The following is a 26,933-nucleotide window of genomic DNA, read 5'->3' as shown; positions in this document are numbered from 1 at the left end:
ACCCTTCCATTAGCGTTCAACTCTTTACTTGGCGGAATCCTCCTCGATATAGGCGCGAGTGATTTCCAATGGGGTGCCCAAATTGTGAGTGACAATGCCCTTCACCTTGGACTTGACCAGATAGTTGGAGGCGCCTTGGTATAAGGGAGCCACTACCGCCTTGCTCAGAATATACTTTTGAGCTTCCTGGAGATCCTTCCAGCGGACTTGCGGATTCGTCGCATCCTCGGTCTTGATTTTGGTGATATACGCATCATAGGTGGCATCCTTGTACTTGGCATGATTGTGTTCATACGTGGAGAAGAACAAGTTTAGATAACTCACCGGATCGAAATCGCCGGTCCAGCCGCCAAGGGCCAGGTCGAATTTGTAGGACATCATCTTCTCGAAACGAACTTTGGCAGGCACGTTGCTCAGCTCGATCGTCACGCCCGGCAAATTCGTCTCCAGTTGACTCTGCAGATACTGGCTCGTTTTCTTAGCCGTATCGGTGTCGCTCGTCACCAGCTCAAGGGTTACCTTGTCCGTCCCAAGCTCCTTCTTGGCTTGCTCCCATAACTTCTTGCCTTCCTCGACGTCGGTTTTGACCAGCACTCCCGCTTCATCCGAGAAGTCCGTGCCGGTATCCGGATTAACCGCAATCCCCTTAGGAACGATCCCGGTAAGCGGCTTGGAGCCGTCGATCAGCACGTTGTTCACCAGCTCTTCCCGGTTGATGACCAGGGAAATCGCTTTGCGGAAGTTCTCGTTCTGCAGCGCCTTATTGGCGCTAATGCCCAACTCCAGGTTGGAATCCGTCAACGTCAGAACGGACAGATATTCGGGGTTGCTAATGTATTGACTGATGTACTCCCCGGATAGAGCCGCTACATCGACAGCGCCTGACTCATACAGGTTAATCCCTGTTCCGGTTTCCTTCACGACCTGAATGTTGATCTTGTCCAGCTTGATGTTGTCCTTGTCCCAATAGTTCTCGTTTTTCTTGTAGGCCCATTTCAGCCCGGTACCATCCCAATCCGACAGAACAAAAGGTCCGTTGCCGAGCGTGTTCTCACTTGTTGTTCCATACGTTTCGCCCTTCCCCGTTACAAACGCCTCATTTTGCGGAAAGAGGTTAACCGACGACAAGGAAGCGGTAAAGTAGGTATCCGGGTATTCGAGCGTAATCTTCAGCTCGGTATCGCTGACAGCTTCAATCCCCAGCTCCTCCGGCGTTTTCTTGCCCTCGTTGATCGCCTGCGCATTTTTGATGTTAAAATAAGTGCTCGCATTTTGCGCCGCTGTTTTGGGATCAAACAGCCTTTTCCAGGCGAAGACGAAATCCTTGGCGGTAAGAGGATCTCCGTTGGACCATTTCAAGCTATCCCGCAGCTTAATCGTATAAGTCAAGCCATCTGCGCTGATCACAGGGTCTCCGGTGGCCAGTACGGGAACCGTTTTGTTGCTTCCGTCGATCTTGTATAACCCTTCGGCAAAGATTTCGATTTGCGAAGAGCTTAACGTGTCGTAGGATTTAACGGAATCGGCGGTAGGCAATTCATTGGCAATGATCCAGTTTAGCTCTTGCGGTACAGGCGCCTTGCTCGGAGAAGCGGGAGCAGCCGTTGCCGCCGAAGTTGCCGCTGCAGTTGCGCCTGCGGAAGGCGACGCGGTTTCGGCTTTCTTGGAGGAGCACCCCGCGAGCGATACGACTACGACCAAGCTCAACAGCACATTCAGCTTCCATTTGTTCCTCATGATACTCATCCCTTCATGTCCCATATTTAACGTTCCTGATCACGATTCGAACTCATCGGATCTTCAACAAGTCATGTTCGCTGCCCCCTTGAAAAAGTAATTTCCCGTCCAAACATTCCTCAGTGATTGTGTGCAAAATCCTCTTTCACCCGAGCCAGCAGATCGGGGTTCTCGATCAGTTGAAGTCCGGCCAGAGCCAGCGCTTTGGCTCCCGTGAGCAGCGCTTCGTCTCCTTTGCTGGAGCCCGCCGCTTCCCGGAATTCAGGCGTATGGGCAATGAGGTCATCCGGTCCGATCTTTATGTATTCATGGGAGGTTGGAATCACATGGCTGACATTCCCGGCGTCTGTGGAACCGATCCCCCGTCTCTCCTCGTGAATCAAGGTCTCACCGAGCTGCTCGAGTTCTCTGCCGACAACTTCGTCCAGCGTCCGGTTGATGACAATGTCCTTTATCTCGTTTTGGAATCTTTCAATTTTTACGGTGCTTCCAGTCGCCAATGCCGCACCCTCCGCAATCTTTCGAACCTTCGCTGAAACCTCTTCCGTGCTAGCCCATGTGCTTGCCCGAATAAAGAAGCGGGCAGAAGCATATTCGGGGATAATATTGGGCGCATCGCCGCCATGTGTGATAATGCCGTGAATGCGCACGTCGGTCGGAAGCTGCTGGCGCAACGCATTGATTCCGTTGAATAGGAGCAGCACTGCATCGAGAGCGTTAATTCCCTTCTCCGGTGCGCCGGAAGCATGGGCCGCTTTTCCGTAGAAATGAAAATCTAGCGGGTCTACAGCCAGGCTGGGTGTGGTCAATCTCGTTTCTCCGGAGGGATGGATGATCAAGGCGACATCGATCCCTTCGAACAACCCATGCTTCACGAAGCTGCCCTTGGCGCTGCCGCCCGGTCCTCCCTCTTCGGCCGGTGTTCCGAATACATAGACATCGCCGCCCGCCTCTTCCGTAATCTGCGATAATGCGATCGCCGCCGCCGTGCTGATGGTTCCGATCAGATTGTGCCCGCAGGCATGGCCGAGACCGGGGAGAGCATCATATTCCGCCAAGTAACCGATCTTTGGCCCTGGCTTAGACGAACCTTTACGGGCAACGAATCCGGTCTCATGGCCAGCGACATTCCGCGTGACCTCAAAGCCGGCATCTTCGAGAAGTCGGGTAAGCGTCTGGGAAGCGAAGTGCTCCTGGTTGCCGATCTCCGGATTGGCGTGAATCGAATGGCTCGTTTCAATATACAGCGACTTATTAGCCTCGATCTTTTGTTTGATTCGCTCTTGCCTGCCCTCCAGAATCGTGCTCATCCTATCCTCACCTTTCAAGTAAAAGAGTTTTTTCAATCGATCGGGCATACACTTATAATTCCTGTCTACTTACTCGGATTTAGCCCCAAAAAAAGGAGCTTATTTGATGAGTAGCCCTATTGGATTACCTTGTATTTTAAATTACCTTACACTCTAGGGCACATCGAAAAAATTGTCAATAAAAATCTGCCAAACTCGTTTCACAGCGGCATTTTTTCCTTCCCGATCTCGTATATTGACAGCATTAAGATCGTGTCATATAATTCCATTATTCATACTATACAAGTATTTTTTATCGGTTTTTAAAGCTCTCCACTCGTTGTGGGGTTATTTGGTGTTCATCCATTGATTTACTGCGGCTTCATTGCCGGAAAATAAGGAGGTAACAAGGTGAAGACAACGATCGATTTGATCGGGAACACCCCGCTGATCGAGGTCAACTGTTTCGACTTGGGGGCAAGCCGCCTGTTTCTAAAGCTGGAAAATCAGAACCCCGGCGGTTCCATTAAGGACCGAATCGGATTATCCATGATCGAGCAGGCGGAGAAGGAAGGCAAAATCAAGCCGGGGGATACTCTGGTCGAAGCGACGGCGGGAAATACCGGACTTGGGTTGGCGCTCGCCGCCATCACCAAAGGCTACAAGCTGATCCTGGTCATTCCGGACAAGATGAGCACAGAGAAAATTCATCACCTCAAGGCTCTCGGAGTCGAAATTGTGCTCACCCGCTCGGATGTGGAGAAGGGCCACCCCGAGTACTATCAGGATTACGCAGAGCGGATTGCGAGAGAAACCCCCAACTCCTACTTCGTTAACCAGTTTAATAATCCGGCGAATCCGCTGGCTCACGAGAAAACAACAGGACCGGAAATCTGGGAACAGACCGGGCATAACGTGGATGCGATTGTCGTCGGCGTCGGTTCCGCCGGAACGCTGAAGGGGCTCACCGATTATTTCAAGAAAGTCAAACCCGATCTGGAGATCGTACTGGCCGATCCCGAAGGCTCGATATTGGCGGATTATGTGGAAGGAAAGCCGTTGCCGCAGGCCGGAAGCTGGCTGGTTGAGGGCATCGGGGAAGATTTTGTGCCGCATCAATTCGATTCCACGCTCATTCGGCGGGCCTATGCGGTCAGCGACAAGGAAAGCTTCGATGCCGCAAGGACCTTGTTGCGCAAAGAGGGAATCCTGGCGGGTTCATCCAGCGGAACGCTGATCAGCGCGGCTGTGAAGTATGCCCGAGAACAGACACAGCCGAAGAACATCGTGACGTTTGTTTGCGACAGCGGCAACAAGTATTTGACGAAGATGTTCAACGATTTTTGGATGATCGATCGCGGATTGATCGAGAAGGAAACGGCAGGCGGACTCGACGATATCATTACGCGCAAGTACTCCGAGCGTAGCGTCATCACCGTAAAGCCGGATGATTCCTTGCTGAACGCTCACTCCAAAATGAGCCTCTACGAAATTTCGCAAATCCCCGTGGTGCGGGATTCCAAGGTTGTGGGGATCATCGACGAGTGGGACATCTTGACGGCGGTTGAAGACGGGGACGAAGCGATTTTGAAAGAACCGGTCGAAACCTATATGTCCAAGGACATTGTGTCCGTCCCGCTCGAAGCTGAATTGTCCCGAGTGATCGGAATTTTGAAGGAAGGGCTGCTTGTCATCGTCACGAAGAATAACGAATTTTACGGTGTGATCACCAAGACGGACTATATCCATTATCTGCGCAGAAAATTAAAATGAGCGGAGGACAATCATGAGCGGTTACGGATTTACTACCAAATCGATACATGCGGGTCAGGAGCCCGATCCGGCTACAGGAGCCATCATCACGCCGATCTATGCCACGTCCACCTTTGTTCAGGAGGAGCCGGGTCGGCACAAAGGGTACGAATATTCCCGAAGCGGAAATCCGACCCGAACTGCTCTCGAATCCTGCCTCGCCACCCTGGAGGAAGGAGAAGCCGGCTTCGCCTTTGCCTCCGGCCTGGCGGCGGAATCCGTCGTGATCGACCTGCTGGAGAAGGGCTCCCACATCATCGCGAGCGACGATCTGTACGGAGGAACCTTCCGACTGCTGGACAAGGTAAAACGAGAGTCTCACGATCTCGAAATCACTTATGTGGACATGACGGACCTGGATTTGCTAGAAAACCAGATTCGCGACAATACACGCCTCATTTGGGTGGAAACGCCGACCAATCCGCTTCTCAAGATCGTCGATTTGAAGAAAATCGCCGGCCTTGCGGCAAAGCACAACCTGATCAGCGTCTGCGACAACACCTTTGCCTCTTCCTATTTGCAGCGGCCGCTCACCCTTGGCTTCGATCTTGTCGTCCACTCGGCCACCAAATACTTGAACGGGCATTCCGATGTGATTGCCGGTGTCGTGGTAGCCCGACGCAATGACGAATGGACGGAGAGAATCCGTTTTCTGCAGAACGCCATCGGCTCCGTGCTGTCTCCCTTTGATTCCTTCCTCCTGCTGCGGGGACTAAAAACCTTATCCGTCCGAATGGACGCGCACTGTAGGAACGCCCGAGCGATAGCCGAATTTCTGGAGCAGCATCCCAAGGTGGATAAGGTCTACTACCCAGGGTTACCCTCCCATCCAAATCACCACATTGCCAAGGAGCAGATGACGAATTTCGGTGGAATGGTCTCCTTCTTGGTCAAAGGCGGTTCGGAAGAAGCGGTCAAAGTGTCGGCTGCTACAAAGCTATTCTCCTTGGCTGAAAGCCTCGGAGGTGTGGAAAGTCTAGTGGAAATCCCATCTGTCATGACCCACGCCTCCATCCCGAAAGAAACCCGGGAGCAAATCGGGATCTCCGACAATTTGATCCGGCTATCCGTCGGAATCGAGGACACCGCCGATTTGATCCGAGACCTGGAAGACGCTTTGCAGCAGATTTAACCTGTTGAAACCTACGAGCATTAACAACTAGGGGATGTCCCAAACGCGTTAGCACAGTTGATGAGCAAGTCCCGACTAACACGCATAGGGATCTTCAAAGCCACGGAAAACGTGGAGATGAAGGTCCCTTTTTGTACTGGAAAACCAATCTTGAGTGGAAACGGAGAGATCAATGCGCCTCAGTAAATTCGGGCCTTCAAGAGAGAAGTTCTTCTACCCGCAGAACAATCTAATTCTCTTCCGGAAGGCTTTCTACCGCTGTAAAAAACACATCCAGCAGCTCGACTTCAAAGTTTGCTTTTACGTAATCAGAGATTTTCGTCAGCTCTTCTGTACTTGTATACTCCAGGCATGGACGCCCTTCGCTCCATAAAACCCGGCATGGAAACAATTCTCGTACACGTTCAATCACATAATCTTGCTCCATAGCTCCACGACGGACCGCCACACTCTCTGCCTCCCTGCCATCTGTTCTCTGCGGTAAAGCCACTAGCGTTATTATTGAGAAGGGAAGCAAAAGTTTTCTGTGATAATTATCACATCACCTCTTTCTCCCCTTGTAGCAGCTCACGAAAGGCCACTCGTTCCGATCAACCGAATGGTTGTTTTCATCGCCCGATAGAGCATGCAAAAAGCGACCGAACATCGGTCGCTTTTTTTCGAAGCCACGTTAAAACTCCATCCAGAAAAACTGAGAGACCGCGAGAACGAGCCCAATCCCATTCACGACGATAAACATCCACTTCTTGGCCCTCCGACTTACGGGCTCTAGCCCTGTAAGCAAAGTCCATGCCACAATGCCGTTTAACACAACCATGATGATGAGGGCTAACCACCAATTCGCTGTCATTTAAGTTTCACCCTCTCCTGATCTATCCGTTTGTCAGCCTCAATACCTTCATGAATTGGTACAACAGCCATGCACTTTCTTGGCGCTGTGTTTTCTTACCCGACTGGAAGTGGAAGGGGCTGTTCGTCGGCAATAGATCATAAGCCAAGGCAGAAGCATAATAGGGTTTAGCCCAATCCGGAAGCTTATCAGGGAACTTTGCCGAAGAGGTTTTCGTTAGATCGGTGTCCGTTCCGGCATATTTAATGGCATTTACCAGCATAACAAGCAGCTCTTCATGCGTAATTTCTTGATTTGGGCGAAAAGTGCCATCTGGAAAACCGTTAATCAAACCCGCATCGACAGCTGCATTTACTTGAACTGCATACCATGCCCCATCCTTAACATCCGTAAAGTTTTGCGAGGCCGTCTGCTTAGGAAGAATGCCTAAAGCTCGATTGAGCATAACAGCAAATTCGGCACGTGTAACAACCGATTCCGCTTTAAAACTTCCATCCGAATAGCCATTGATAACCTTTCGATTCGCTAACGCCAAGATGCTGTCTTTATACGGATTGCTGTTAGTTAAATCATTAAACTCAACTTGATTTTGAACAACGGTATAGATAGAATTCCCCTTACGCTTCAGTGTAACCTGTAAAGAACCATCCTTCCATTCCCAAGTAGTTGGAACCGGGACGTATGTCTGCGAGATCGGATCATAGGTTAACCCTGTATAGACGGCATTCGCTTCTTTGGGTACGTTGAAATTCATCACGTGGCCAACATAATCAGAGAAACTTGAAAGAATGCGTTCTTGGCTGCCTCCGGTCAACTTAACTTCAAAATCGACAGGACCTCCCAACAGAACACTGGTTGATCTCTTGAGCTGAGCACTTAATTTGGCTTTATAGGTGCTCGCGGCTTGAGAGATCGTAATGACGACCTTCTTTTCCGAGCCGTTGTCCTTAGAAAGCGACGAGAATAAGGCATTCACTGGAATCTGAAGCTTGCCCCATGTGGATTCCAGAAGCAATATGGCTTCCTTTGATTGATTGCGGATGCTTGTTATTGAACTTGTATCGATCTGGAATTGACTGCTTTGAACTACCGCTTGTTCATCCGCCTTGATCGTGATCACCGGGTTTTTGGCAAAGTCGGAAGCCGTTATTGCCTTTGAAATAAAGGCCGATGTCACTTCCGTTAAAGACGAATGGGTTCCATCGGTGTTTTCCTTGATTATCGTCGATAGCTTGGCTTCATCAGAAATGCCGGACAGGTTCGGGATGCCTCCTCCAAAACCGCCACCGCCACCGCCGCCGATTCCACCGCCACCGCCGGTTCCGCCGCCGCTATCATCCGTTACAGGAGGAATCACGACCATCGTTCCCGCGCTTTCCATTTTGTGAGGTGCTTGACGGGTTAGAATAATGTTATCCCCTGAACGCCCAAGATTACCGATCAGAATCGTAACGGTGTTCTTGTCCGAGCCGACGTTTCCTACCCCCAGGAGAGAGGTTCCTGTTCCATTGTAAACTCGTACATAATCTCCAGGTAACAGATTATTCACGACGACCTGATCCACTTTAACCAAATTCTTGTACACGGTAATGGAGGATAGCGGGATATCCGGCGTCACTTTATCTTTTAATAGTGCACGGCTGTAGAAGGGCGATTCAAATTCATCATTTTCTACAAAAATACCGATTCCAATAGCTTCTTTCGGAACATCCTTCTCTGGAAATGTAACCGAATAGGCTTTTTTCCCACCGTTCACAACGTCTAATGCAGCTCCAACCGCACCCTCTTCATCAACGAAATATAAGGAATAGCGGGCACCTGGCAGTTCAATCGCACCCGGCTTCCAGGTTACGGTACCGGCGAATTTGAAGATATCTGCATTGGTATCGGTCACGGTTAGATCTACTGGCAGATAGTCAGGCGCATCATAAATCGGAACGGAGATATGAATATCCAGTGTGCGCTTACTGCCACTCCCTTCATGCCAAATGACCGGATACAGCCCAATGCTTACGGCTCCCGCAGGCAGGACCGAATGATAGAGATCATAAACGAATTGGGAGTCCGTTGATAATTCCGTGTTCTTATAGATCGTTACTTGATTAAGTTGATTGCCATTCCGATCAAGGTAGTACGCGTCGTACCCCGTAATCCCTTCTTGTTCGACCGGCGGTTCAAAGGTCAGGTACCCATCAATCGTACCGGAGGTCAAATTTTCATCCACGAAAACCGCATGAGAGGGTAAGCGGTTCTTATTCATGACCGTGGTCAATTCTTCCAAACTATTGAATTTAAACAGCCGATTATTCGTCGAAACGAATAGGGCTTGATCTCCGCCAACATAGGCATGATCAATAAACATAAACAGATCACTGATTTTCGTGAGGCTGTCTCTGTCATAGACGGAACTATTGCTGAACACGAGACTGCCGCGTGCATAAATAATCTTTTCTGGATAGGTTCCGTATAGGGTGGAGATGTGGTTCGCATCGAGCCTGAGGTTCCCATAATACAGATTATTTTCATCGAGGATAATATCCGAATAATAATAGCCGCTTTGTGCACCGACTTTTTCAATCAATTCAAAATTTGTGCTGCTGTATTTGTATATAGAATACGAATCCCCGCCATAGAGAACTTGTTGGTCAGCGTCTAACGTGTAGCGGTCAGGATAATAAATTCCTGTACTTTGTTCATGGTATACGGCATCCTGAACAGAGGTATAGACCGCTGAAGTCACTTGAATACCGCCGTTAAAGACCCCGCCATTATACAAGATCCGACTGTTAGTATCCGGATAGACATCAAGTGGATAGTGTTTTGTGGTAATCTGGGTTGCTGCTCCATCTGATGGAAGGCCGTCATGCAGATCCATGACCTTGATATGATTCTCACCTTCATAGATGATATAGATCTTGTTGTCAAAAATCTTAATTTTACTCGGGCTAGAACCAATAAACATCTTGCTTGCTACACTCATATCGTCCTTACGGATAACGACAAGCTCATTTGTGCTTGCCACAATGGCGTAGAGGTAGGGGGAGTGATCCGTCGTGGCCCAATTGGTGATCGCTTGATCGCTTTTGATCGAATAGGCATCCTTGGTAAAGGCAACGGTTGCCCTCTGCGGGATCACAAGATCGATTCTGTCGATCTTATTGGCATCATAAAATGAGTTCGCTACGCCCGCAAGATAGGCATGGCCGTTCGAGTCGAGCAAGGCGAACTTTTTGTCGGAGGGAAAGTCCACCAAGGGAGTATAAGTATCCTTATCGTAAACCCCTTGCGTAGTAAGCACATAGGAGTCTGAAACAGCCAATATAACCGATTCGAGAGAGGTATAATCATTCAACATTCTTGCATAAGTGCCCGTGGTCTCCATCAAGTTGTCTTTATTGAACTGATGCCCGCCAAAGTATACGGACTGATCATCCATAAAAATATGCTTGAGCGATAAAGAAAACCCGCCAATCTCCTTGTCATCATCAATGTCCCGACTCAGGATTGCTCCGGTCTCCGTGCTGACAGCCGTTAATCCGCCATAAGAGGACAATTTGCCAACATAAAGCGTATGGGATTGCTCATCTACGGCGAGAGCCACATCATCATTCGAAAAAGCGCTGAACAAGAGGCTGCTCGTTCGGGCGGTCTTGTCGTACTTGTATATTTTCCCATCATTCGTTCCATAGAAAAGATGATTGGCAGTAGCAGCTACCGAGTCAGGTACTGCGCTTGTCTGAATCGTGTCCGAAATTTGTTGAGTGGAGAGATTAACCGTCTTGATTAGGGTCGCTCCGGAGAGCGCAATCTGCAGAGACTGCCCATCTCTTGCAAGATAAATCGGGTTAGATCCTACATTCAGCGTTTTTTCGACCGTAAAATCGCTGAGTCTAATGAAATACAGGGAATTATCCTTGCTAGAGATTGCATAAATATAGCCCGCATCTTCATCCAACAGCCAGTCCGTCAAATTTCCGGGGAGAGAAAGCTCCGTAGTAGCCGCTAACGATTCTGCACGGGCTACAGGAACCACTGCAGCCTCAAGTGAACTGAACAGCAAAAGCAATACCATCCCAACTAATAAACGTTTCATCCTCTTTTTCATGAAAGCGGCCCCTAACATTTTTTGTATTCTAGCAATTTTTATGATACTATACGATTCCATTATTTTCTATACGGATCATCTGCACCCAAGCACCGGCGTGTCTAGATGATGTTCAAATCGGCCGTACCGATTCGCCGATCCCTCTACATGCGTACAGGAAATCGTATATCGTCCTATGGGGAACGAAGGCTGTGGGATATTCGTTATCGTGAATGAATTCTGGACCAAGGTCGGGGGATCTCCCAATCCTCAGAACCTTTCCCCTGCCCTCCTAATCATCTATCCTAGAATAGACTTCAATAAAGGGGCGTTTAGCGATGAAAAAACAAAGTACTCTGCAATCTTGGACCCTTCTCATGTTATCCCTGCCAAAAGGAATTGTGGCATTTGTTATTGCGATTACGGGAATATGTGTGAGTTTGCCGCTCATCATCGTCTGGATCGGAATCCCGTTGTTGGCTGCAACCCTTGCTGCCTGCTCCAGAATGATGAAGAATGAACAATCGGCGGTGAGTAACTGGATACGTGATGAGGAGCTCAAACCTGAACCTGCTGAAGCATCCGTACCTTTTCAATGGGGCGGATGGAGGTCTCTCTTCTCACTACTGGGGCAAAGCCAGACCTACCGCGGATTGCTCTACAGTGTAGCTCAGCTTCCCATTGGCATTACCGGATTTACCCTTGCTGTCGTTCTGCCCGCTACCGCCTTCGGTATCTTGCTTTCTCCAATCGCCTACTGGGTGAGCGACCGCTTCTTTTCCTTCGATCTGTTCTCGTACGATTCCTCTCTCCTCTTCCTTCTACCAGACCTGTCCTCCTCTGAGCGTTCATGGGCCGCCGCTGGCATTGGCTTGGTAATGGTCCTCCTGTTACCCTTGGTTTTGAAAGGGCTTGGACGCTTGTATGCCTCATGGGTGCAATTGGTAGCACGCGCATAATCTCATCACTTACATGATAAGGATGTCCTATGTATAATAGCTTATATGAGTTTATCTGAGAGTTTACAGGAGACCGATCCAAAGGCATGAGAATCTTTACGTTTATCCTCACACTCTGCATTTCCCTTCTTCTCCTTGCTGGTTGTGACGTTCCTCTTACGACAAAGTCGGATCAAGTGAGCGTAGCGGCTAAGTCAGACCAAGTGAATGGCTTTGATACAGAGGACTTTGCTTATCTTCTTGTTGTGCCTGCCGATGACGATGCTGAAATCGATAATACGGAGCGGGTAACGTTCACAGATGACTTTTACGGTTACAGTATCAAATATCCTTCGAATTGGAATCTCAGAGAACGACAGACTAACTTTTCCCCGGCCCTCATTTCTGAAGGCGAAGGGACGTTGATCGAGGCCTCTGGTCACCCATACGATAAAGACACATCCCCGCCATTAACCTACGCTAGGCCGCTTACGCTGGACAGCGGAGAAATCGCCAGCTATTTCATTGAACCTCTAGACAAAAAAGTTTTAATTGAGATGTACGTAATCAACAGTGACCGACAAATTGAATATCGGGTGCGGGGCATCATGACCCTTGACTATTTCAGTCAACACCAAAAACGAATCGAAGCCATATTTAAGAGCTACCAGACATTTCAAGGGACGAGATAAGCATATTGGGATGCTTGTCCTCCTCTCTCCTCCCAAGCAAGCGGAACTGAAGTGCAAAGCTCCATTATGTCTTAAAATTGATTCATGGGCCAAGACATGTATAATTGTTATAACAATTGAATATGATGGTAAGGAGGAATTTCAATGGACAGGATGATTGGGATGGAAAGAAAAGTGACGAAGTTTGGTAACAGTCTAGGTATAACGATGACGGACGCTTTAAAACAAATTGGACTCGATCAAGGCGATACGGTCAGCATCGATGTAAATCCATCTACCGGAGAAATCATTATTAAGAAATCAACGAAAGTCTCCTTGCCCCAAGGAATTAGTGAAGATTTTATGGACTCCCTGGCAGATGTAATTAACCTGTATGATCAGACGTTACACGGTCTCAAAGACAGATGAGCTTAACCCGCTATTTATCCGCCCAAGAAGTCATTGCCATTAACCTTGCCATGATTCAGCGCTATAGTCCGGGTGAACAGGTTGGGGTCAAAGACCCTGGAATGCTTGAATCTGCCGTTTATCGGCCTCAATCCTCGGCTTTTGAGGAAGATGCATACCCGACCCTATTCGAAAAGGCAGCCGCATTATTTGAATCACTGGGGCAAAACCATCCCTTCCACAACGCCAACAAACGTACTGCTTTTACGGCACTTGTCCTATTTTTGCGCTATAATGGCCTGTATTTCATAATGGATACAAAGAAGGCCGAGGACTTCACCGTGGATATGGTAATCCATAAGTATAGATTCCAGGAATTAACCTCAGTCATTCAAGCACATTGCATCAAAATAACGGAGTGCTAACGGAATCTAAAGCAGAAAGACTACCCGTTAAGGTGGTCTTTCTAATGCTAAATATGGAACCCCAGATGATTCTCGGCTACTGGTTCGCAGGAATATACATGTTTTCAATTTCCTGTACTCCAGGCATGAAACCAAGATTCCAATACACCGATTCCGCATCGTTCCCTTCCATCACATACAACCTTAATAAGGGATAGTTCCCCTTTAGACTCGTCAAGGCTCTTTGCAACATGCGCGTAGCCAATCCTCTTCCTCTATGAGCCGGTACAACCCCGATACTGTAAACTGCTGCTATGTTGTCCTGTAAACAAAGGCGGCAATTGGCAATGAGCTTACCCGTTTCCTTATCAAAAACCAACGTGGAAGCCTGGACTACTCTATCATTCGTGTAATGGGAAAGAAAAAGCGACCGATTAAGGTCGCTTTTCTGATAATAGAATGGATTCTTTCCTTTTCAGGAATGAAGAGTGATTATGTCATCGTACAAGTCTCTTAGGTTGTTATTTAAGTGATGAGTTACCATGATCATGGTTAAGTTGGGGTTCAAAAGTAATTCTCTTTCGATTCCCTCCGAATTTTTTTGATCAAGATTTGCTGTCCCTTCATCAATAATGAGGATGGGCTTCTTTTGAATAAGAGCCCTTGCTATAGCAATTCGTTGCTTTTGTCCTTCTGATAAAAGTCTTTTGCCGTTTCCAATCTCTTCATCAATGCATCCGATTTCAGCTACGTTTGCGTGCCTTACAGCATCCATCATTTCCTCATCCGGATAATCTCTCCATAATGCAATATTATCGGATAGGGTGCCGTTGAAAATGTAGTTTTTATGATCAATAAATCCAATGTATTGATGGAGGCAATCATCCGAAATTGTATTTATTTCAATTCCATTCAGCTTGGCTGATCCGGTGTAATCCTTCTTTGTTCCAAGCAAGATATTCATAAGCGTAGATTTACCACTTCCGCTAACTCCAGTGATTGCATACTTTTTTCCTTTTTCAAAGCAAATATTTATATTCGTTAGCACTTCATTTTCATCGTATTTATAACCAACATCATCAAGAGCAATGCTTTCGAAACTACTTTCCAATTTGAAAGGTGAGTTTGTTTCTTCACTTGAACGAAATTGAAATTTTTTGAAAATGGAATAGACGGATTTAATTTGAACAACATTACTATTAAATTGGGTTAATGAACTAAACACATTTCCGGCAATACTTCCTGTTGAAGTAATTGTACCGAACGAGACTATGCCTATTGAAGCAAGGTATCCAGTTAAGACGAAGATAATTAATTGAGAAATAACGCTTATTAATGAAATAAAAAAAGTAATCGCACCTGTTGTCCTTGAATAATTTACCTTTTCATTACCTAGTTCTTCCGAGTATTTTCCGATAAAGTCTTTCATTTTACTTGTGCCATTTGAAAAGAACAACACACTAAAGCCATTTAGAATATTCTGTAGTTTGCTGATAAAGGATTCGTTTGCTTCTGATAGCTGCAGCATTGATTTATTTGCCTTTTTGCTAAACAAATTGGGGACCAATGAAATCATGACCGTTAGTACAACCGTTGTGATCATAATATATCCACTAAATTGTAACAGAGCGATTAAAGAAAAGATCGTAATGCTTGCGGTGCTTATAAGATTGTATAAGCTTTTAAATCCGGATGTTTCAATTGCCGTTACATCATTGCTTAATCTTGAAGTATAATCTCCTGTTCCACTCTTATGAAATTCATCAAATGAAAGGTTTTCCACACGCTGTAACATGTCTTTGCGGATCTCGGTCGACATTTTTTGAATTAACTTGGTTTGGTAAATTCTAATTAAATAATTGCACAGGAGCAGCACGACCCACAACCCTAAGCAAAATAGATACCAATAAATGAAATGTCGTATACCTCCACCCAGCAAAGAGTCAAAAGCAAAGGTATGAATCAACGAGGTCAGTACCTGCACAACTGATAATCCGATAAGACAGACTATCAAAAAAATGTTTTCATATTTAAATCGTTTGATGGATTTGATCATCCCAAATCTCCCCTTTATTCATCCAATGTCGTTAGCTCCATGTTCTCGATCCCAAAGAAAAGAGGGCCAAGCTATTCTAGAACAAACCAAATCTCGTCCTCCCCTCCAAAAAAATAATGACACGATCAGATGGGGTTCATCTCTCATGTCATCATCTTATAGGAGCTTCAATCCATTTTATAAAACTTGTCATATATGAGAACTCAATGCGTTTTTAAGAATTTCCTCACGAGCCATTAGCAAATTAGTTGAATTCAATACCCTTAGAACTTGCAGTGCATCCTGTGCATTCTGTTTTCCGATGCTTATATCTCCACATTTAATTAAGTAAATTCCATAAGCAAATTTGTACTCACATTTTTCATAGAGTAGTAGATCGCCTAGCTTCATTTCTCTTATAACTCCTAAGAATCGCTCTGCATTGATTAGATCATTATGTAGTAAACATGCGTGAATGGAATTTATTAGTAATCCTATCCTGGCTCTATAGTTTTCTTCTACTGTGCCAAATAGTATCGTTCTATTGATAAGTTCATTCGTTAATAATACAGTCGTTTTTATTGGAAGAACCCCTATTGAATTTCCGTAAATCATCAGTTCGTACTTCCCCCAATATTCAACGCCAAATAGATAGTCCGATAGATCTTGTGTTTTGGATTTACTCAATTTCTCTCCAGAAACCTCAGAAGCAAATGCAGCAACCATTATAGAATTATAGTAGTATTGCTTCTTAGCTGTTTTTTCCCACTTCATTAATTCATTCTCTTCGATTTTTTTTAACATTTGCACATTATTATTGAAAAATGCATTGGCTGTTTCACGCATCAATATATCAACTTCGCTTGGATTCTCTACTTGATGGATCTTAACAAATTCATCAATGTTCACGTTCAGCTGATCGAGCAGAAGTAGAAATCTCGATAAAGAGATTTCCGTTTCCCCTCTTTCAAATTTTGAAATAAAAGATAACGATAAGGACTGACCTGAAACCTCTTTTAATGACATTTGTCTCCCCAACCGAATTTTCCTGAAAATTTTTCCGATATTATTGTTTTCCATAGTGTTTTCCTTTCAAATTCTCATATATGACATTATCTTACCAGAAATATTCATTTGAATTTGAGTTAATTACGATATATCGACTAGAGCGTGGGTGCAAACCGATGAAAAGGTCGAATAGCATGAGACGGGTGATTTGCCCATAATGGCAAGCTCATCATGAGTAACGCATAAAAAACCACAACTCTGGGAGTTGTGGTTTTTTATGGAGGTGAGGAAGAGGCCTAATCACGACCCGGTTCCCTTGAGGCGAGCACGGCTCTATGACGAACGCTCAGTCGGTCGAACGCCCCAGCATTGGCCGCATTTAAGTCATATCGCCTGTAGGTGATCGTCTTCTCGGAAGAGCTGGTAGTGACTGCCTGTCCAGCCGCTGCTTGACGATCAGTCCCATCTTCTCCAGCAGCTTACGATCGCGATAACCCGTTTTCTGATTCAGGAATGAGGCAGATTTTCCCTCATGATTTTACCCGTCCTTACCGTCCTCGGAAGATTTCCTTCAAGCTGAAGCATCATTTGAGCCAGCTTCGTGCGAGAGATCCCCTCGCCCATCACGACCAGCACATCCGGAATCGATTTGCGAGGAAGCAATTTGGTCAAGGATACCTCGCGATAGGAATACTGGAATAGCTGCCGCTCCTCTTCTTTGCCTTCAAAGGTGACGAGTCCCTTGGAACGATAGACTTCGGCAGGCAATTCGGCGATAAAGCGCTGAAAATGGCTCCGTTTAATCGGGCCGCTCAGCTTATGAGTAAAGACCGTAACATGGTCGTGATGCGGATGCCTAAGACAGGTATCATCGTCACCTTGGTCCCCCGCGATGACCTTTTCCTCCTCCCAATTAGGCGCTTCCGCTCCCCTATCGATCAGTTCATCAATGGAAATCTCGGCATAGCTCGTCTGGAAAACCTGGGCACTTTCATTCCACAAGCGGATTTGCTCATGAACGAGGAAGAGCTGATCGGGATATAGCAAATCGGTCTTGTTCAGAATCAAACGGTTGGCCACTCGTACTTGATCCTCCAGAAGCGCCAGCGTGGCGCGGGAAGCCTTTTTAGCTCCGCTGCCTCCCATCATGGCGAAGAAGTGATCCGCGCCAATGACCGTGACTATGCTGCGCAACTCCGTGTTCATGATCAGCGAAGTATCGGTTATGGACTCGATAATCTCTACCGGGTTGGCTAAACCGGTTGCTTCAACAATGACGATATCTGGCGCATGCTCCTCAATAAGCAATTTGATCGCCAGCGCCAACTCTCCACGTACGCTGCAGCAGATACAGCCATCCATGATCTCTGTCATGGGCACCTCAGCTTGGACCATGGCTCCGTCCAAGCTGATCTCTCCGATCTCGTTCATGATGACAGCGGGCTTCAGCCCTGCGGCTTTCGTTTCCTCCAGCATGCGGGTCAACAGTGTTGTCTTGCCACTGCCGAGGAATCCCGACAGGACCATAATGGGGACGGGGGCGCTCATATCGAGGCTATGTTCCGTCATTTGCCGATCTCCTCCTTCGCCGATTCAAGATTCGGCCAAGCAGGCAGCGGATCGGCAAAGGAGCTCCAGTCCTCCATCATCTCGGCATTTGTAAGCAAACACTTATCCAGTTCAGCAGTGATCCCCTCGCGATCCAGTTGGATACCGATGAGCACCCACTCGGTAATGCGGTCTCCCCAACGGGAGTCCCAATTTTCCAGAACCTCCGGATTATCCCGAAGCACCTCTTCCCTCTCGGGAGAAGAGAGGGAGGCTACCCAGTAGCCTGCTGGCCCGAATTGAATCGATGGTCCTGCCTGGCCGATGGACGCTGCGATGTCAGTCCGCGTCGCAATCCACAAATAGCCTTTGGAGCGAACGACCTCTTCGGGCCAGTCCTCAAAGAAGTGATACAACCTCTCGGGATGAAACGGCCGTCTGCGCCGATAGACGAAGGACCCGATACCATACTCCTCGGTCTCCGGAACATGCTCGTTCTCCAATTCACGCATCCAGCCCGCCGATGTGCTGGCTGTCTCGAAATCAAACAAATCGGTGTGAAGAATCTCCTGGGGATCGATTTTTCCGTACACACTGCGAACCAGCTTGGCCCGCGGCTGCAGCGCCCGGAGTACAGCCTCCAGCTCCAGCAGCTCCTGTTCCGACAGGCGGTCGCATTTGTTCAACACCAGAACATCGCAAAATTCGATCTGGTCGATCAGCAGATCGACTACATCGCGAGTGTCGTTTTCGCTGGTTGCCTGAGACCTTTCCAGCAAGCTTTCCCCGGAGGAAAAATCTTGCCAGAAGCTATAAGCATCCACTACCGTTACCATGCAGTCGAGCCGGCAATAATCGGTCAGGTCGATCTGGCCCGTTTCATCCCGGTACGAGAACGTCTGGGCAATAGGCAGCGGTTCGGCAATCCCAGTAGATTCGATCAAGATATAGTCGAATCGCTTCTGCTCAGCCAATTGCTTCACTTCTTCAAGCAAGTCAGCGCGCAGGGTGCAGCAGATGCAGCCGTTGGAGAGCTGGACGAGCTTTTCTTCGGTCCGTGAAAGGTTAGACCCGGAGCGGACAAGAGCCGCATCGACATTCACTTCACTCATATCATTAACGATCACGGCCACCCGCAAGCCTTCGCGATTGTTCAGCACATGGTTGAGCAGCGTCGTTTTGCCAGAGCCGAGGTAACCGCACAGCACGGTTACGGGAATACGATCTTCCTTCATGCGTTCTTCTTTCATGTGTTCGTTCTTCATATGTCCCGCCTCCTTATTCGTAATTATTACTATTAGATCACAGATCGTCCCCTGTGGCAACTCCAAGTCATAAGCACTCGTCATTAGAATGCCTACAAAGCTGCGTCCGCCAAGTACGCTGTCAACTCAAGAACCGCGGTTATCGTACCACTTCTCATACCGGTTGAAGCCGCTGCGCATCCACACGACGGGGTCCGCATGTAATAAATCGATAAAATGGAATGTGCAGCTTATCCAAAAAAAAGCAACCTCATCACGAGGTCGCTTTCACTTCTCATACCGATTGACGCCGTGATCGGAGCCAAAATCCACCTTGCCCGCAGGAATATAGATCGTTTGTATCTCCCTCCCTGTATCCGACCTAGATATGAAGTTCCTTTGCTCCGGTGCAGTACACTTGAACCGCCTGCAAGGTCGGATACCAGCGGGATTGAGTTACGCAGATGCGGATACGGTCTGTTTCAATGGGGTCGAAGCGGCAAATTTTCTTATATCCCACGATCTCCCCTTCATAGAATACCTGCCACTGTCCCTGGTGAAGCCTCTCCATATGGAACTTCTCGATTCGTTGGCCCTGAATAATCGCTTCCTGAAGAACGATACGATCAAAGGTCTGTATGGTCCCCAACTCGATTTCGAGGGTTGCCTCTTCCACATTCTCTTCGGTTCGCCAGTAGGTTCCCGGATCTCCGTCCGTTGCCCGGCTCCCCTCATGCTCATCGCTCTTGCATGCGGAAGCCGTTGCTTTTGCCCCCAAGGCTAGATTTCGTCCGTACATCTGCTTCAATGTTTTTCCCAAGGAGCGCATGGTTTCGGCATCGTTCTCATGAATGAGTCCCCGGCGGTCCGGCGGGAGATTGAGCAGGAAGGTGGAGTTGCCCCCAACGGTCCGTTCGTATAGGTCCACCAGATGAGGAACCGATTTCACCTGCTGGTCCTCGTGTTCATGATAAAACCAGCCGGGGCGAATCGACGTGTTGACTTCGGCGGGATACCAGACGACACGGTCTGTCGCGGACAGGGTCCTACGGCTGCCCAGATCCTCTTCATCCGAGCCGATTCGCTTGGCAAAGCTGCTGTCATCCACCTGCTGCGAATGAGCTTGAATCTTCTCGTTATCCTTAAGGCTCGCAGGCACGACGCTCCACTCCACCTTCCGGGTATGCCCCGCCTCGTTGCCGCACCACCGAACATCCGGGCCGCACACGGAGATCACCGCCCCCGGCTGATGGGATCGGATGACGTGGTAATAAGCGTCCCAATCGTACACCTGCCTCTTGCCGTTCGGTCCTTCGCCACACGCTCCATCAAACCAGACACAGAACAAGTCCCCATAGCCCGTCACGAGTTCGGTAAGCTGATTAATGAAATAAGCGTTGTACTTGTCCGAATCTCCATAGCTCAATTCGTGTCGGTCCCAGGGCGACAAATAAATGCCGAATTTTAGTCCAGCCTCCCGGCAAGCGTCCGACACCTCTTTGACCAAGTCGCCCTTTCCCTCGCGCCACGGGCTGCTCGCGACCGAATGATCCGTCCAGCGACTCGGCCAAAGGCAGAATCCGTCATGATGCTTGCAGGTCAGAATCAAGCCTTTCATCCCCGCGCTTTTGCACACTTCCACCCACTGGGATGCACTTAATTCCGTCGGATTGAATAAATCAGGAGACTCTGCCCCGTCCCCCCACTCCCGATCCGTAAAGGTATTGACCGTAAAATGAATAAAAGCATAAAACTCCAGCTGCTGCCACGCCATCTGCCGGGATGACGGGACGATCTGTGCAGCCTCGATTGCAGAAACGCCCATAGTATTGTCTCCTCTCGGTGTATGGTGACTTCCAGCAACGGTAGTTGCTTTTTAGTTGTTTCGAAAGATATTGCACCCATTCAGTCAAACTTTCTAAGTCTAGAATATCGATAGAAACAGCAAAAATCCACAACCTCTTGCAGTTGTGGATTTACATGATGGGGCCACGGTGAGGTGAATCCCTATTCGAAAAAACAACAAATTGATGTTGGCCCATCAAATCAACGATGGCTTGGCAACTCCACAATTCGCGGAGACCGAACCCCATCATCTGTTGTATGCTTCCTTCAATTCCGCAAGATCAAATTTCTTCATGTTAAGAAATTCTTTTGTTACGGAAGCAATCTGCTCCGGTGTCCCCTTGCTCATCATCTCGTCCATCTCTCTGGGCACAACCTGCCAGGACACCCCATACTTATCTTTCAGCCAACCGCATTGCTCGGCTTCCGAAACCGCAGAGAGCTTATCCCAGTAGTAGTCAATCTCATCTTGTGTGTCGCAATACACCATGAATGAAATGGCCTCGTTGAAACTGAATCTATGCTCGTGCGCGCTGTCCATTGCGACAAACCACTGATTTTCAAGCATGAAGTCAGCGAATAGGATCGTCCCTTCTTTGTCGGGTTCCATACCTTTGGGGTAGCGAGCCGTAAGTCCCTGCTTGGCGTTCTTAAATACGGACAGGTAAAAATGAATCGCCTCTTCCGTTTTGCCGCATCGATCCCCGACAAACAACATCGACGGTATAATCGTAGGGCGTACTTCGCCTTCTGGGTTGGTTAGAATTAACTGCCACGTCAACCCATACTTGTCCTGAATCCAGCCATATCTTTCGCTGAACGGGTACTTATCGAGCGGCATTAGCGCTGTACCGCCATCCGATAATTTGCTCCAAACCTCATTCAATCTCTCTTCCGCATCTTTCTCTCGAGAGGGGTCAAAGTTAACCATGAAAGACACAGACGGATTAATTTTAAAATAGGGTCCCGCGCTGATCGCCATAAACTTCTGCCCCCATATTTCAAAAGAGACTACATCGCTATCGCCGGATGGTGTGTTATGTAAGGTGGTTACATCCGTAATTTTGGAGTCCGGGAATACGGAAGCGTAAAACTCTGCTGCTTCTTTTGCCTCCTTGTCGTACCATACATGTGGGACGATTCTTTGATCGGTTAAACGGATTGACATTATTCAAACAGCCCCCTTGCGGAGGAATTTTGACACCTCTCTATTGTTATACCCGAATTGAGCCGTTCGAACACGGTTTGGGAATATGTCAGTATCAATTGCCCCCCATCGCTGGCGTGATGGCGTACCGGCAACAAGCTGCTAAATTTTGGAATTTTTCTCATAATACCAACGTCCTTCCCAAGCTCATTTCGACACTTGTTCAATCTGAATGGGCTATCTTGAATACATCAAATATAACAGGACATTCTTGAAATGCTTGAGCCCCCATTTTGATAGTGAAAAAGAACACTTATTTCATCACCAGAATACAAAAAGCACCAAATATCGTCAATCCTTTTGGTGCTCCAAGGCCGCACAACGTTCATTTCAGCTTTGACCATGCGTTTCCCTGCTCCCACGGCTCCATGCATAGCTTACATCCCACAAAAAAACAGTGAGCATACCCTTTAAGAACACGCTCACTGGTCATACCTATGAAGGCGAACCGTGGATCAGCAAATCCACAATTGGCCGAATGAGATTGAATAGATTCTTTGATAGAATGCTGCATAGTTTGGGACTTCACCCATCTACATAATCAGGCGGGAATAAAGTTAGATCAACGTTTAATTGCATAGCTACCCGGACAATGATTCGAAATGAAGAGCAGTCATATCACTTTTGAATCTGGCTTATAGCAGATTGTTACACTGCGTTCCCCATACAAAGGTAGGATGGAAGCAAGATTTATCCATTATTCCAATAGGCTATGTATTAATAAAGAAATGTAATACGTGTAAGGGTTGAAGGGCGCATCATGAAGTAAGGAAAATAAGCATATATTTATTAAAACGGTAAACAATAATAAGAGCTATAGATGATAAAAAAAAAAAACTAACCCCTCGCATTACAGAAAACAGGAGGTTACAATGCTATCAGTTATAGTACTATCAATAAATGGCGATATGTATTTGTTCAAAAATAATGATTTCTCCATAGCACAATATGATGCTCTTCAAGGGTTGGCAAATTCGGTTCTTGGATGGAAATATTATCTGGGAGAGGGAGATGAAAAAATGATTTGTTCGCATTTTGTTGAAGAAGTAAGAACAAGCCTGCAAATTAGCTTAGAACCAGTTGAAATATCATTTGTTCTAAGGATTAAGTAACTTAAAAACTTAACACTTAACAGAGATGATTTATGTTAAAATGTAGAGTCTTCTTGAGTGTTGGGTTCCAGCCCAAACGCCTCTTTAATAATCTGATCAGAGAACTTTCTATATTGACTGGAGGTAAAGGGGAAATTATCCTTTGAGAAGTCAACATTGAGCTTTTGAAATGCTCTATCAAAAAATTCAAACGATTGAACTCCATTAACTGCTAATTGTCGTGTATATGCAATAATGAAGCCGTTAATAGATGTTACAGATAATATCTTAGAACTATTATCATGCCAATCATTAGTAAATCTCTTTTTTATTGCAGAAAAATAGATTCTTAAGTTGTCTGCACAAAATTCTATATACTCATTAAGAGATGTTTCTTCCTTTTTCAATAAAAGCCCTTTTTTATTTTCATCCCAATAAGTAAAGAAACTGTCTTTCCCCCCTGAAGGTATTAATGTAACCAGATAACGGAGAGCAAATTTTATTATTGATGCTACTTTGATCTTGGATTCGTCAATAGACGATAACTCGAACATATTAAGAAAGACTTGTTCCTTGTTTAGTCTTTCAATAACACGACGAGCTAAACCTATATCTGAAAATGGATTGCTAATCATTTCAATATGAAGCAAAACATCAGCAGGTACAGACTTGGCATTTGAATTAATCTCCAAGAAAATTTTGCTTTGAATTTGAGCGATTTCGATTTTAGACATATTTTCAGGAAATATAAGACCAGTGACTAATAGATGAAGTTTCTTCCTTAGTGGTGCAATTTTTTTCTCAAATTTGTCGTTATCAGGGCCTTCATAGTGTGCAAAAATTCTGTGTTGTCCATCAATAACACAGATACTATTCCATTCTGCAGGTATCGACAATTTACAATTCTCAAGGTCTCCTATTTTATCGATGGATATATAGTTATTAGAAGCGTCTACAAAACGAACAGTATTGGGAAGTCCAACTATTATATTATTATAAAAAGCTTGTCCATTTTCAGCTAAAAAGCGTCTAATACTTGCAACTTTTTCTTTTTCGATCAGTCTTTGATATGGCCAATTTGAGTCTTCCCAGTTATCCTTTCTCATTACATAAGATGTATTAAGTAATAAATCAGCCGACATCATAAATGATATTACGCGAACTCCGTTATAAATTCCTACGGAGTCTTCTGAGCAAATAATTGGAGCCTTAATGGACTTTATATCGGCATCGCTTTTTGATGATCCAATATCATCATTCTTTATCCCCAAAAATCGAAATATCTCAAAACGAGAAGACAATTTTATGCATTGAGTAATTCTATTAAAATAATTTAAAGTTTGTGGCTCAATAAATAAAATATTGTCGAATAAAGACCGTTCATCTCTTGTTAAGTTTAGTTCGTTTTGAGAAATGTAGAGATTAAAGACTATGTATCGATCCACTTTGTACGATTTTAATTTTTCCTCGTTTTCAGGGAATGTAGTGCTCAACCAGTTGAAAAATTCCGGAAAATTCCTATTAATCTCGACAAATGCCTCTTTCTTCTTTCGGATATGGTCTTTATCCTTTGCAGCCGCCCCCGTATCCTCACATATTAGCATGACATTTTCATATAAAAATACTGCATCCACTTCAATGACTCGGCTACCTATTTTCTGATGCTTATTTAGTGTATTAAGGTAGATGAATCCAGCATTTGTAAATGTCGTCCGTATTTTCTTGCGAAATGCTGCATCACGACGTTTAACCAGTTGTTCTTCAGTTAGCTTCTTTCTTTTCTTTGCCATCAGTAGTACTCTCCCCTTGCTTTTGCAAATTCCTCCGGCAGTTTTGCAACTGAAGAATTCAAATTTGGTTCTACGACAGGTACATCCTCTCGTACTTTTGCCTCTCCGCGTTCGGCAGCTTTAATTCGTTCTATAGAAATGTCATAATACTGGGATAATATCTCTGCTCCGACAAATCTTCGATTCTCTAATACAGCGGCTACCCCACTCGTACCCGCTCCAGCATACGGATCTAAAACCAAACCGTTGACGGGGGTTAGCGCTTTTATTAGCCTTCGTGGTATAGCAACTGGAAATTGGCAAGGATGCTCCGTTTTTTCTACGTGTTGAGCCTTAACATTTGGAATGTCCCATACATCGGATGGGTTTTTTCCTAAGAGATTGCCACTTAATTTACCTTTGTTTGGACCTTTATATGAACGTTTACCAGGATATTTCTGTGGAATTCGTATACTATCAAGATCAAAATTATAGTTTTTACCTTTCGTAAACCACAATATTGTTTCATGTCGTCCGCTAAAACGTTGCGTACCGTTTAAACCATGACCGAAAGTCCATATAATCCTATTTCGTAATAGTAACGGATATTCTGTATCTTTACTTCCCTCTACAAATATATCATATACAAAAAAATCCAAAGGAAATACCGTTGCGTCATTAATGTGGTATCCTACTTGCCAGCAAAGACTTCCGCCAGGCTTAAGCACTCTATATATATCGGGGAATATCCTTTTATGTTCGTTTTTAAAGGATTCAATGTCGTTTTGAGGATCTTCGTACTCCTTGCCAATACAGTACGGGGGAGAAGTGATGATCATATCTACGGAATTGCTGGGGATCTGTTTTAATAGTTTTAAGCTATCTCCGTTATATAATGTTATACGGTTCTCTGCACTAAATCTCTTATATATTTTCATAACCGCACTCCCTAGAGTACTAAATGGCCATCCGTATATTGTTATATTAAACCATTTTCTGACCAATTTTTCAAGTGACGATAGGTCTAAAGTTCTACGCACCTCTCTTCATCAAGGCCGTATCTCCGTACTACTGGGTGAGATTCAACGCACACACTGCTATTCTGGATATGGTATATATTCCCTTAAAAAAGAGGAGTCGCAGATCCTCCTCCATGGCATTGCAAATAGTTATGAGAGCATCGCACGCTGTACAGTCATATGTGAGACTTCATCTACAATTTCCAATCTCCGACCAAGAGATCGGCGAGCAATCGATCTAACCATCTCCGAAGCTGCTAACAGCTTCGAGCACCGGGAGGCGATCCTCTACCGCGGAACCATGGCGCAACGGAATGATCTCCATGGGCATTCGCGGCGACTGGGCGACGTACAACATCGAGCACGGCGGCGACCTCGCGATCCTCTTCCCGAACTGGATGGAGCATGTGCTAGACGCAGGCCCTGAGCGCTTTAAGCAAATGGCCGTCAACGTCTTCGGCATCGACCCAGCCAACAAATCAGCATGGTAATTTGGTCTGGAAGGTATTCAAGTAATGCGCCCCTTCTGGACGAGCATAGGGACTCTGTCCCGCCTCGCCGACTATGACATCGTTAGCAGCCAATTGGAAACCAATGATCGATAAGGTAATGGTATATGGCCCGTTCGGCCACTTCCGGAAGCTCAAACGCGAGGACATGCTCGCCATCATCCACCGCCGCTCGCTGTAAAAAGGTTCGGCATTAAGCCTCGCAGCGGACTCACTGGCCCACTTCGTGAAAAAAGATCGCTCTCTCCTTGGCTAGAATGCCAAGAAGACGAGGCGATCTTTTTTTTCAGGCTGTTATGTCGATCTAAGCCCTCACTTCTCGTCCGAAAAAGC

Annotated in this window: 20 protein-coding genes and 2 pseudogenes; 8 read left to right on the top strand and 14 right to left on the bottom strand. The window is 46.3% G+C overall.

Features of this window, described 5'->3' with window-relative positions:
• Nucleotides 1–24 precede the first annotated feature (24 nt).
• Together BN2684_RS04985 and BN2684_RS04980 are read right to left on the bottom strand one after the other, a co-directional pair.
• Nucleotides 25–1,737, bottom strand: a complete 1,713-nt coding sequence (locus tag BN2684_RS04985) for a peptide ABC transporter substrate-binding protein (RefSeq protein WP_159065763.1) — start codon at nucleotides 1,735–1,737, stop codon at nucleotides 25–27.
• Nucleotides 1,738–1,856: 119 nt separating this feature from the next.
• Entirely contained in the window at nucleotides 1,857–3,047 is a 1,191-nt protein-coding gene (locus BN2684_RS04980; protein ID WP_058301079.1) for a M20 family metallopeptidase, read from the bottom strand.
• Between the two features lie 390 nt (nucleotides 3,048–3,437).
• On the opposite strand from BN2684_RS04980, the gene BN2684_RS04975 reads away from it, so the two are divergent.
• Nucleotides 3,438–4,799, top strand: coding sequence for a pyridoxal-phosphate dependent enzyme (locus tag BN2684_RS04975; RefSeq protein WP_058301078.1), 1,362 nt, complete (start codon nucleotides 3,438–3,440; stop codon nucleotides 4,797–4,799).
• Between the two features lie 13 nt (nucleotides 4,800–4,812).
• On the top strand, nucleotides 4,813–5,970 hold the full coding sequence (locus tag BN2684_RS04970; RefSeq protein WP_058301077.1) for a cystathionine gamma-synthase: 1,158 nt from the start codon (nucleotides 4,813–4,815) through the stop codon (nucleotides 5,968–5,970).
• Between the two features lie 229 nt (nucleotides 5,971–6,199).
• On the opposite strand, the gene BN2684_RS04965 is transcribed toward BN2684_RS04970, so the two are convergent.
• The 3 genes from BN2684_RS04965 to BN2684_RS04955 form a co-directional block, all read right to left on the bottom strand.
• Entirely contained in the window at nucleotides 6,200–6,418 is a 219-nt protein-coding gene (locus BN2684_RS04965; RefSeq protein WP_082651766.1) for a hypothetical protein, read from the bottom strand.
• Between the two features lie 222 nt (nucleotides 6,419–6,640).
• Nucleotides 6,641–6,820, bottom strand: a complete 180-nt coding sequence (locus tag BN2684_RS04960) for a hypothetical protein (RefSeq protein WP_058301075.1) — start codon at nucleotides 6,818–6,820, stop codon at nucleotides 6,641–6,643.
• Nucleotides 6,821–6,842: 22 nt separating this feature from the next.
• Nucleotides 6,843–10,925, bottom strand: coding sequence for an S-layer homology domain-containing protein (locus tag BN2684_RS04955; protein ID WP_148449889.1), 4,083 nt, complete (start codon nucleotides 10,923–10,925; stop codon nucleotides 6,843–6,845).
• Between the two features lie 317 nt (nucleotides 10,926–11,242).
• Between BN2684_RS04955 and BN2684_RS04950 the strand changes: the two genes are divergently transcribed.
• The 4 genes from BN2684_RS04950 (at nucleotide 11,243) to BN2684_RS04935 (ending at nucleotide 13,346) form a co-directional block, all read left to right on the top strand.
• Entirely contained in the window at nucleotides 11,243–11,863 is a 621-nt protein-coding gene (locus BN2684_RS04950; protein ID WP_058301073.1) for a sensor domain-containing protein, read from the top strand.
• Between the two features lie 86 nt (nucleotides 11,864–11,949).
• Nucleotides 11,950–12,534: a hypothetical protein gene (locus BN2684_RS04945; protein WP_058301072.1), complete on the top strand. Its 585-nt coding sequence runs from the start codon at nucleotides 11,950–11,952 to the stop codon at nucleotides 12,532–12,534.
• A 144-nt stretch (nucleotides 12,535–12,678) separates the two neighbouring features.
• Nucleotides 12,679–12,942 (top strand): AbrB/MazE/SpoVT family DNA-binding domain-containing protein, encoded by a 264-nt coding sequence (locus tag BN2684_RS04940; protein WP_058301071.1) that lies wholly within the window; start codon nucleotides 12,679–12,681, stop codon nucleotides 12,940–12,942.
• Complete coding sequence (locus BN2684_RS04935; RefSeq protein WP_058301070.1) at nucleotides 12,939–13,346, top strand: type II toxin-antitoxin system death-on-curing family toxin; 408 nt, start codon at nucleotides 12,939–12,941, stop codon at nucleotides 13,344–13,346. The genes BN2684_RS04940 and BN2684_RS04935 overlap by 4 nt, the downstream gene beginning before the upstream one ends.
• A 76-nt stretch (nucleotides 13,347–13,422) precedes the next feature.
• On the opposite strand, the pseudogene BN2684_RS23820 reads toward BN2684_RS04935, so the two are convergent.
• From BN2684_RS23820 to BN2684_RS04905, 7 genes and pseudogenes are all read right to left on the bottom strand, one after another.
• Nucleotides 13,423–13,713: pseudogene (locus BN2684_RS23820) on the bottom strand (GNAT family N-acetyltransferase); the annotation flags it as partial.
• A gap of 87 nt (nucleotides 13,714–13,800) precedes the next feature.
• Nucleotides 13,801–15,381, bottom strand: coding sequence for an ABC transporter ATP-binding protein (locus BN2684_RS04930; RefSeq protein ID WP_058301069.1), 1,581 nt, complete (start codon nucleotides 15,379–15,381; stop codon nucleotides 13,801–13,803).
• 189 nt (nucleotides 15,382–15,570) lie between these two features.
• Nucleotides 15,571–16,440, bottom strand: a complete 870-nt coding sequence (locus tag BN2684_RS04925) for a helix-turn-helix domain-containing protein (RefSeq protein ID WP_058301068.1) — start codon at nucleotides 16,438–16,440, stop codon at nucleotides 15,571–15,573.
• Between the two features lie 435 nt (nucleotides 16,441–16,875).
• The gene (locus BN2684_RS04920; protein ID WP_058301067.1) at nucleotides 16,876–17,937 is read right to left on the bottom strand and encodes a CobW family GTP-binding protein; all 1,062 of its coding nucleotides are present in this window, start codon (nucleotides 17,935–17,937) and stop codon (nucleotides 16,876–16,878) included.
• The gene (locus tag BN2684_RS04915) at nucleotides 17,934–19,151 is read right to left on the bottom strand and encodes a GTP-binding protein (RefSeq protein ID WP_058301571.1); all 1,218 of its coding nucleotides are present in this window, start codon (nucleotides 19,149–19,151) and stop codon (nucleotides 17,934–17,936) included. The genes BN2684_RS04920 and BN2684_RS04915 overlap by 4 nt, the downstream gene beginning before the upstream one ends.
• A 391-nt stretch (nucleotides 19,152–19,542) precedes the next feature.
• Nucleotides 19,543–20,985, bottom strand: coding sequence for an alpha-L-fucosidase (locus tag BN2684_RS04910; protein WP_058301066.1), 1,443 nt, complete (start codon nucleotides 20,983–20,985; stop codon nucleotides 19,543–19,545).
• 267 nt (nucleotides 20,986–21,252) lie between these two features.
• Nucleotides 21,253–22,173: a VOC family protein gene (locus BN2684_RS04905; protein WP_058301065.1), complete on the bottom strand. Its 921-nt coding sequence runs from the start codon at nucleotides 22,171–22,173 to the stop codon at nucleotides 21,253–21,255.
• A 911-nt stretch (nucleotides 22,174–23,084) separates the two neighbouring features.
• Between BN2684_RS04905 and BN2684_RS04900 the strand changes: the two genes are divergently transcribed.
• Nucleotides 23,085–23,324 carry a hypothetical protein gene (locus BN2684_RS04900; RefSeq protein WP_058301064.1) on the top strand — a complete coding sequence of 80 codons (240 nt, stop codon included), beginning with the start codon at nucleotides 23,085–23,087 and terminating at the stop codon, nucleotides 23,322–23,324.
• Nucleotides 23,325–23,359: 35 nt separating this feature from the next.
• On the opposite strand, the gene BN2684_RS04895 is transcribed toward BN2684_RS04900, so the two are convergent.
• Nucleotides 23,360–25,093 (bottom strand): DGQHR domain-containing protein, encoded by a 1,734-nt coding sequence (locus BN2684_RS04895; protein WP_058301063.1) that lies wholly within the window; start codon nucleotides 25,091–25,093, stop codon nucleotides 23,360–23,362.
• A complete protein-coding gene (locus BN2684_RS04890; RefSeq protein ID WP_058301062.1) occupies nucleotides 25,093–26,010 on the bottom strand; it encodes a DNA-methyltransferase in 918 nt (305 codons plus the stop codon). Before BN2684_RS04890 ends, BN2684_RS04895 begins: the two co-directional genes overlap by 1 nt.
• A gap of 343 nt (nucleotides 26,011–26,353) precedes the next feature.
• Here BN2684_RS04890 and BN2684_RS24190 point away from each other — a divergent pair.
• A pseudogene (locus tag BN2684_RS24190) lies at nucleotides 26,354–26,781 on the top strand (NADH-dependent alcohol dehydrogenase); the annotation flags it as partial.
• Nucleotides 26,782–26,933: the final 152 nt, after the last annotated feature.

This window comes from Gorillibacterium timonense (assembly GCF_001457415.1).
GTDB classification, from domain to species: domain Bacteria; phylum Bacillota; class Bacilli; order Paenibacillales; family NBRC-103111; genus Gorillibacterium; species Gorillibacterium timonense.
Note: the sequence above shows the minus strand (reverse complement) of the source record. Positions and strands in the feature narration are given on the sequence as shown.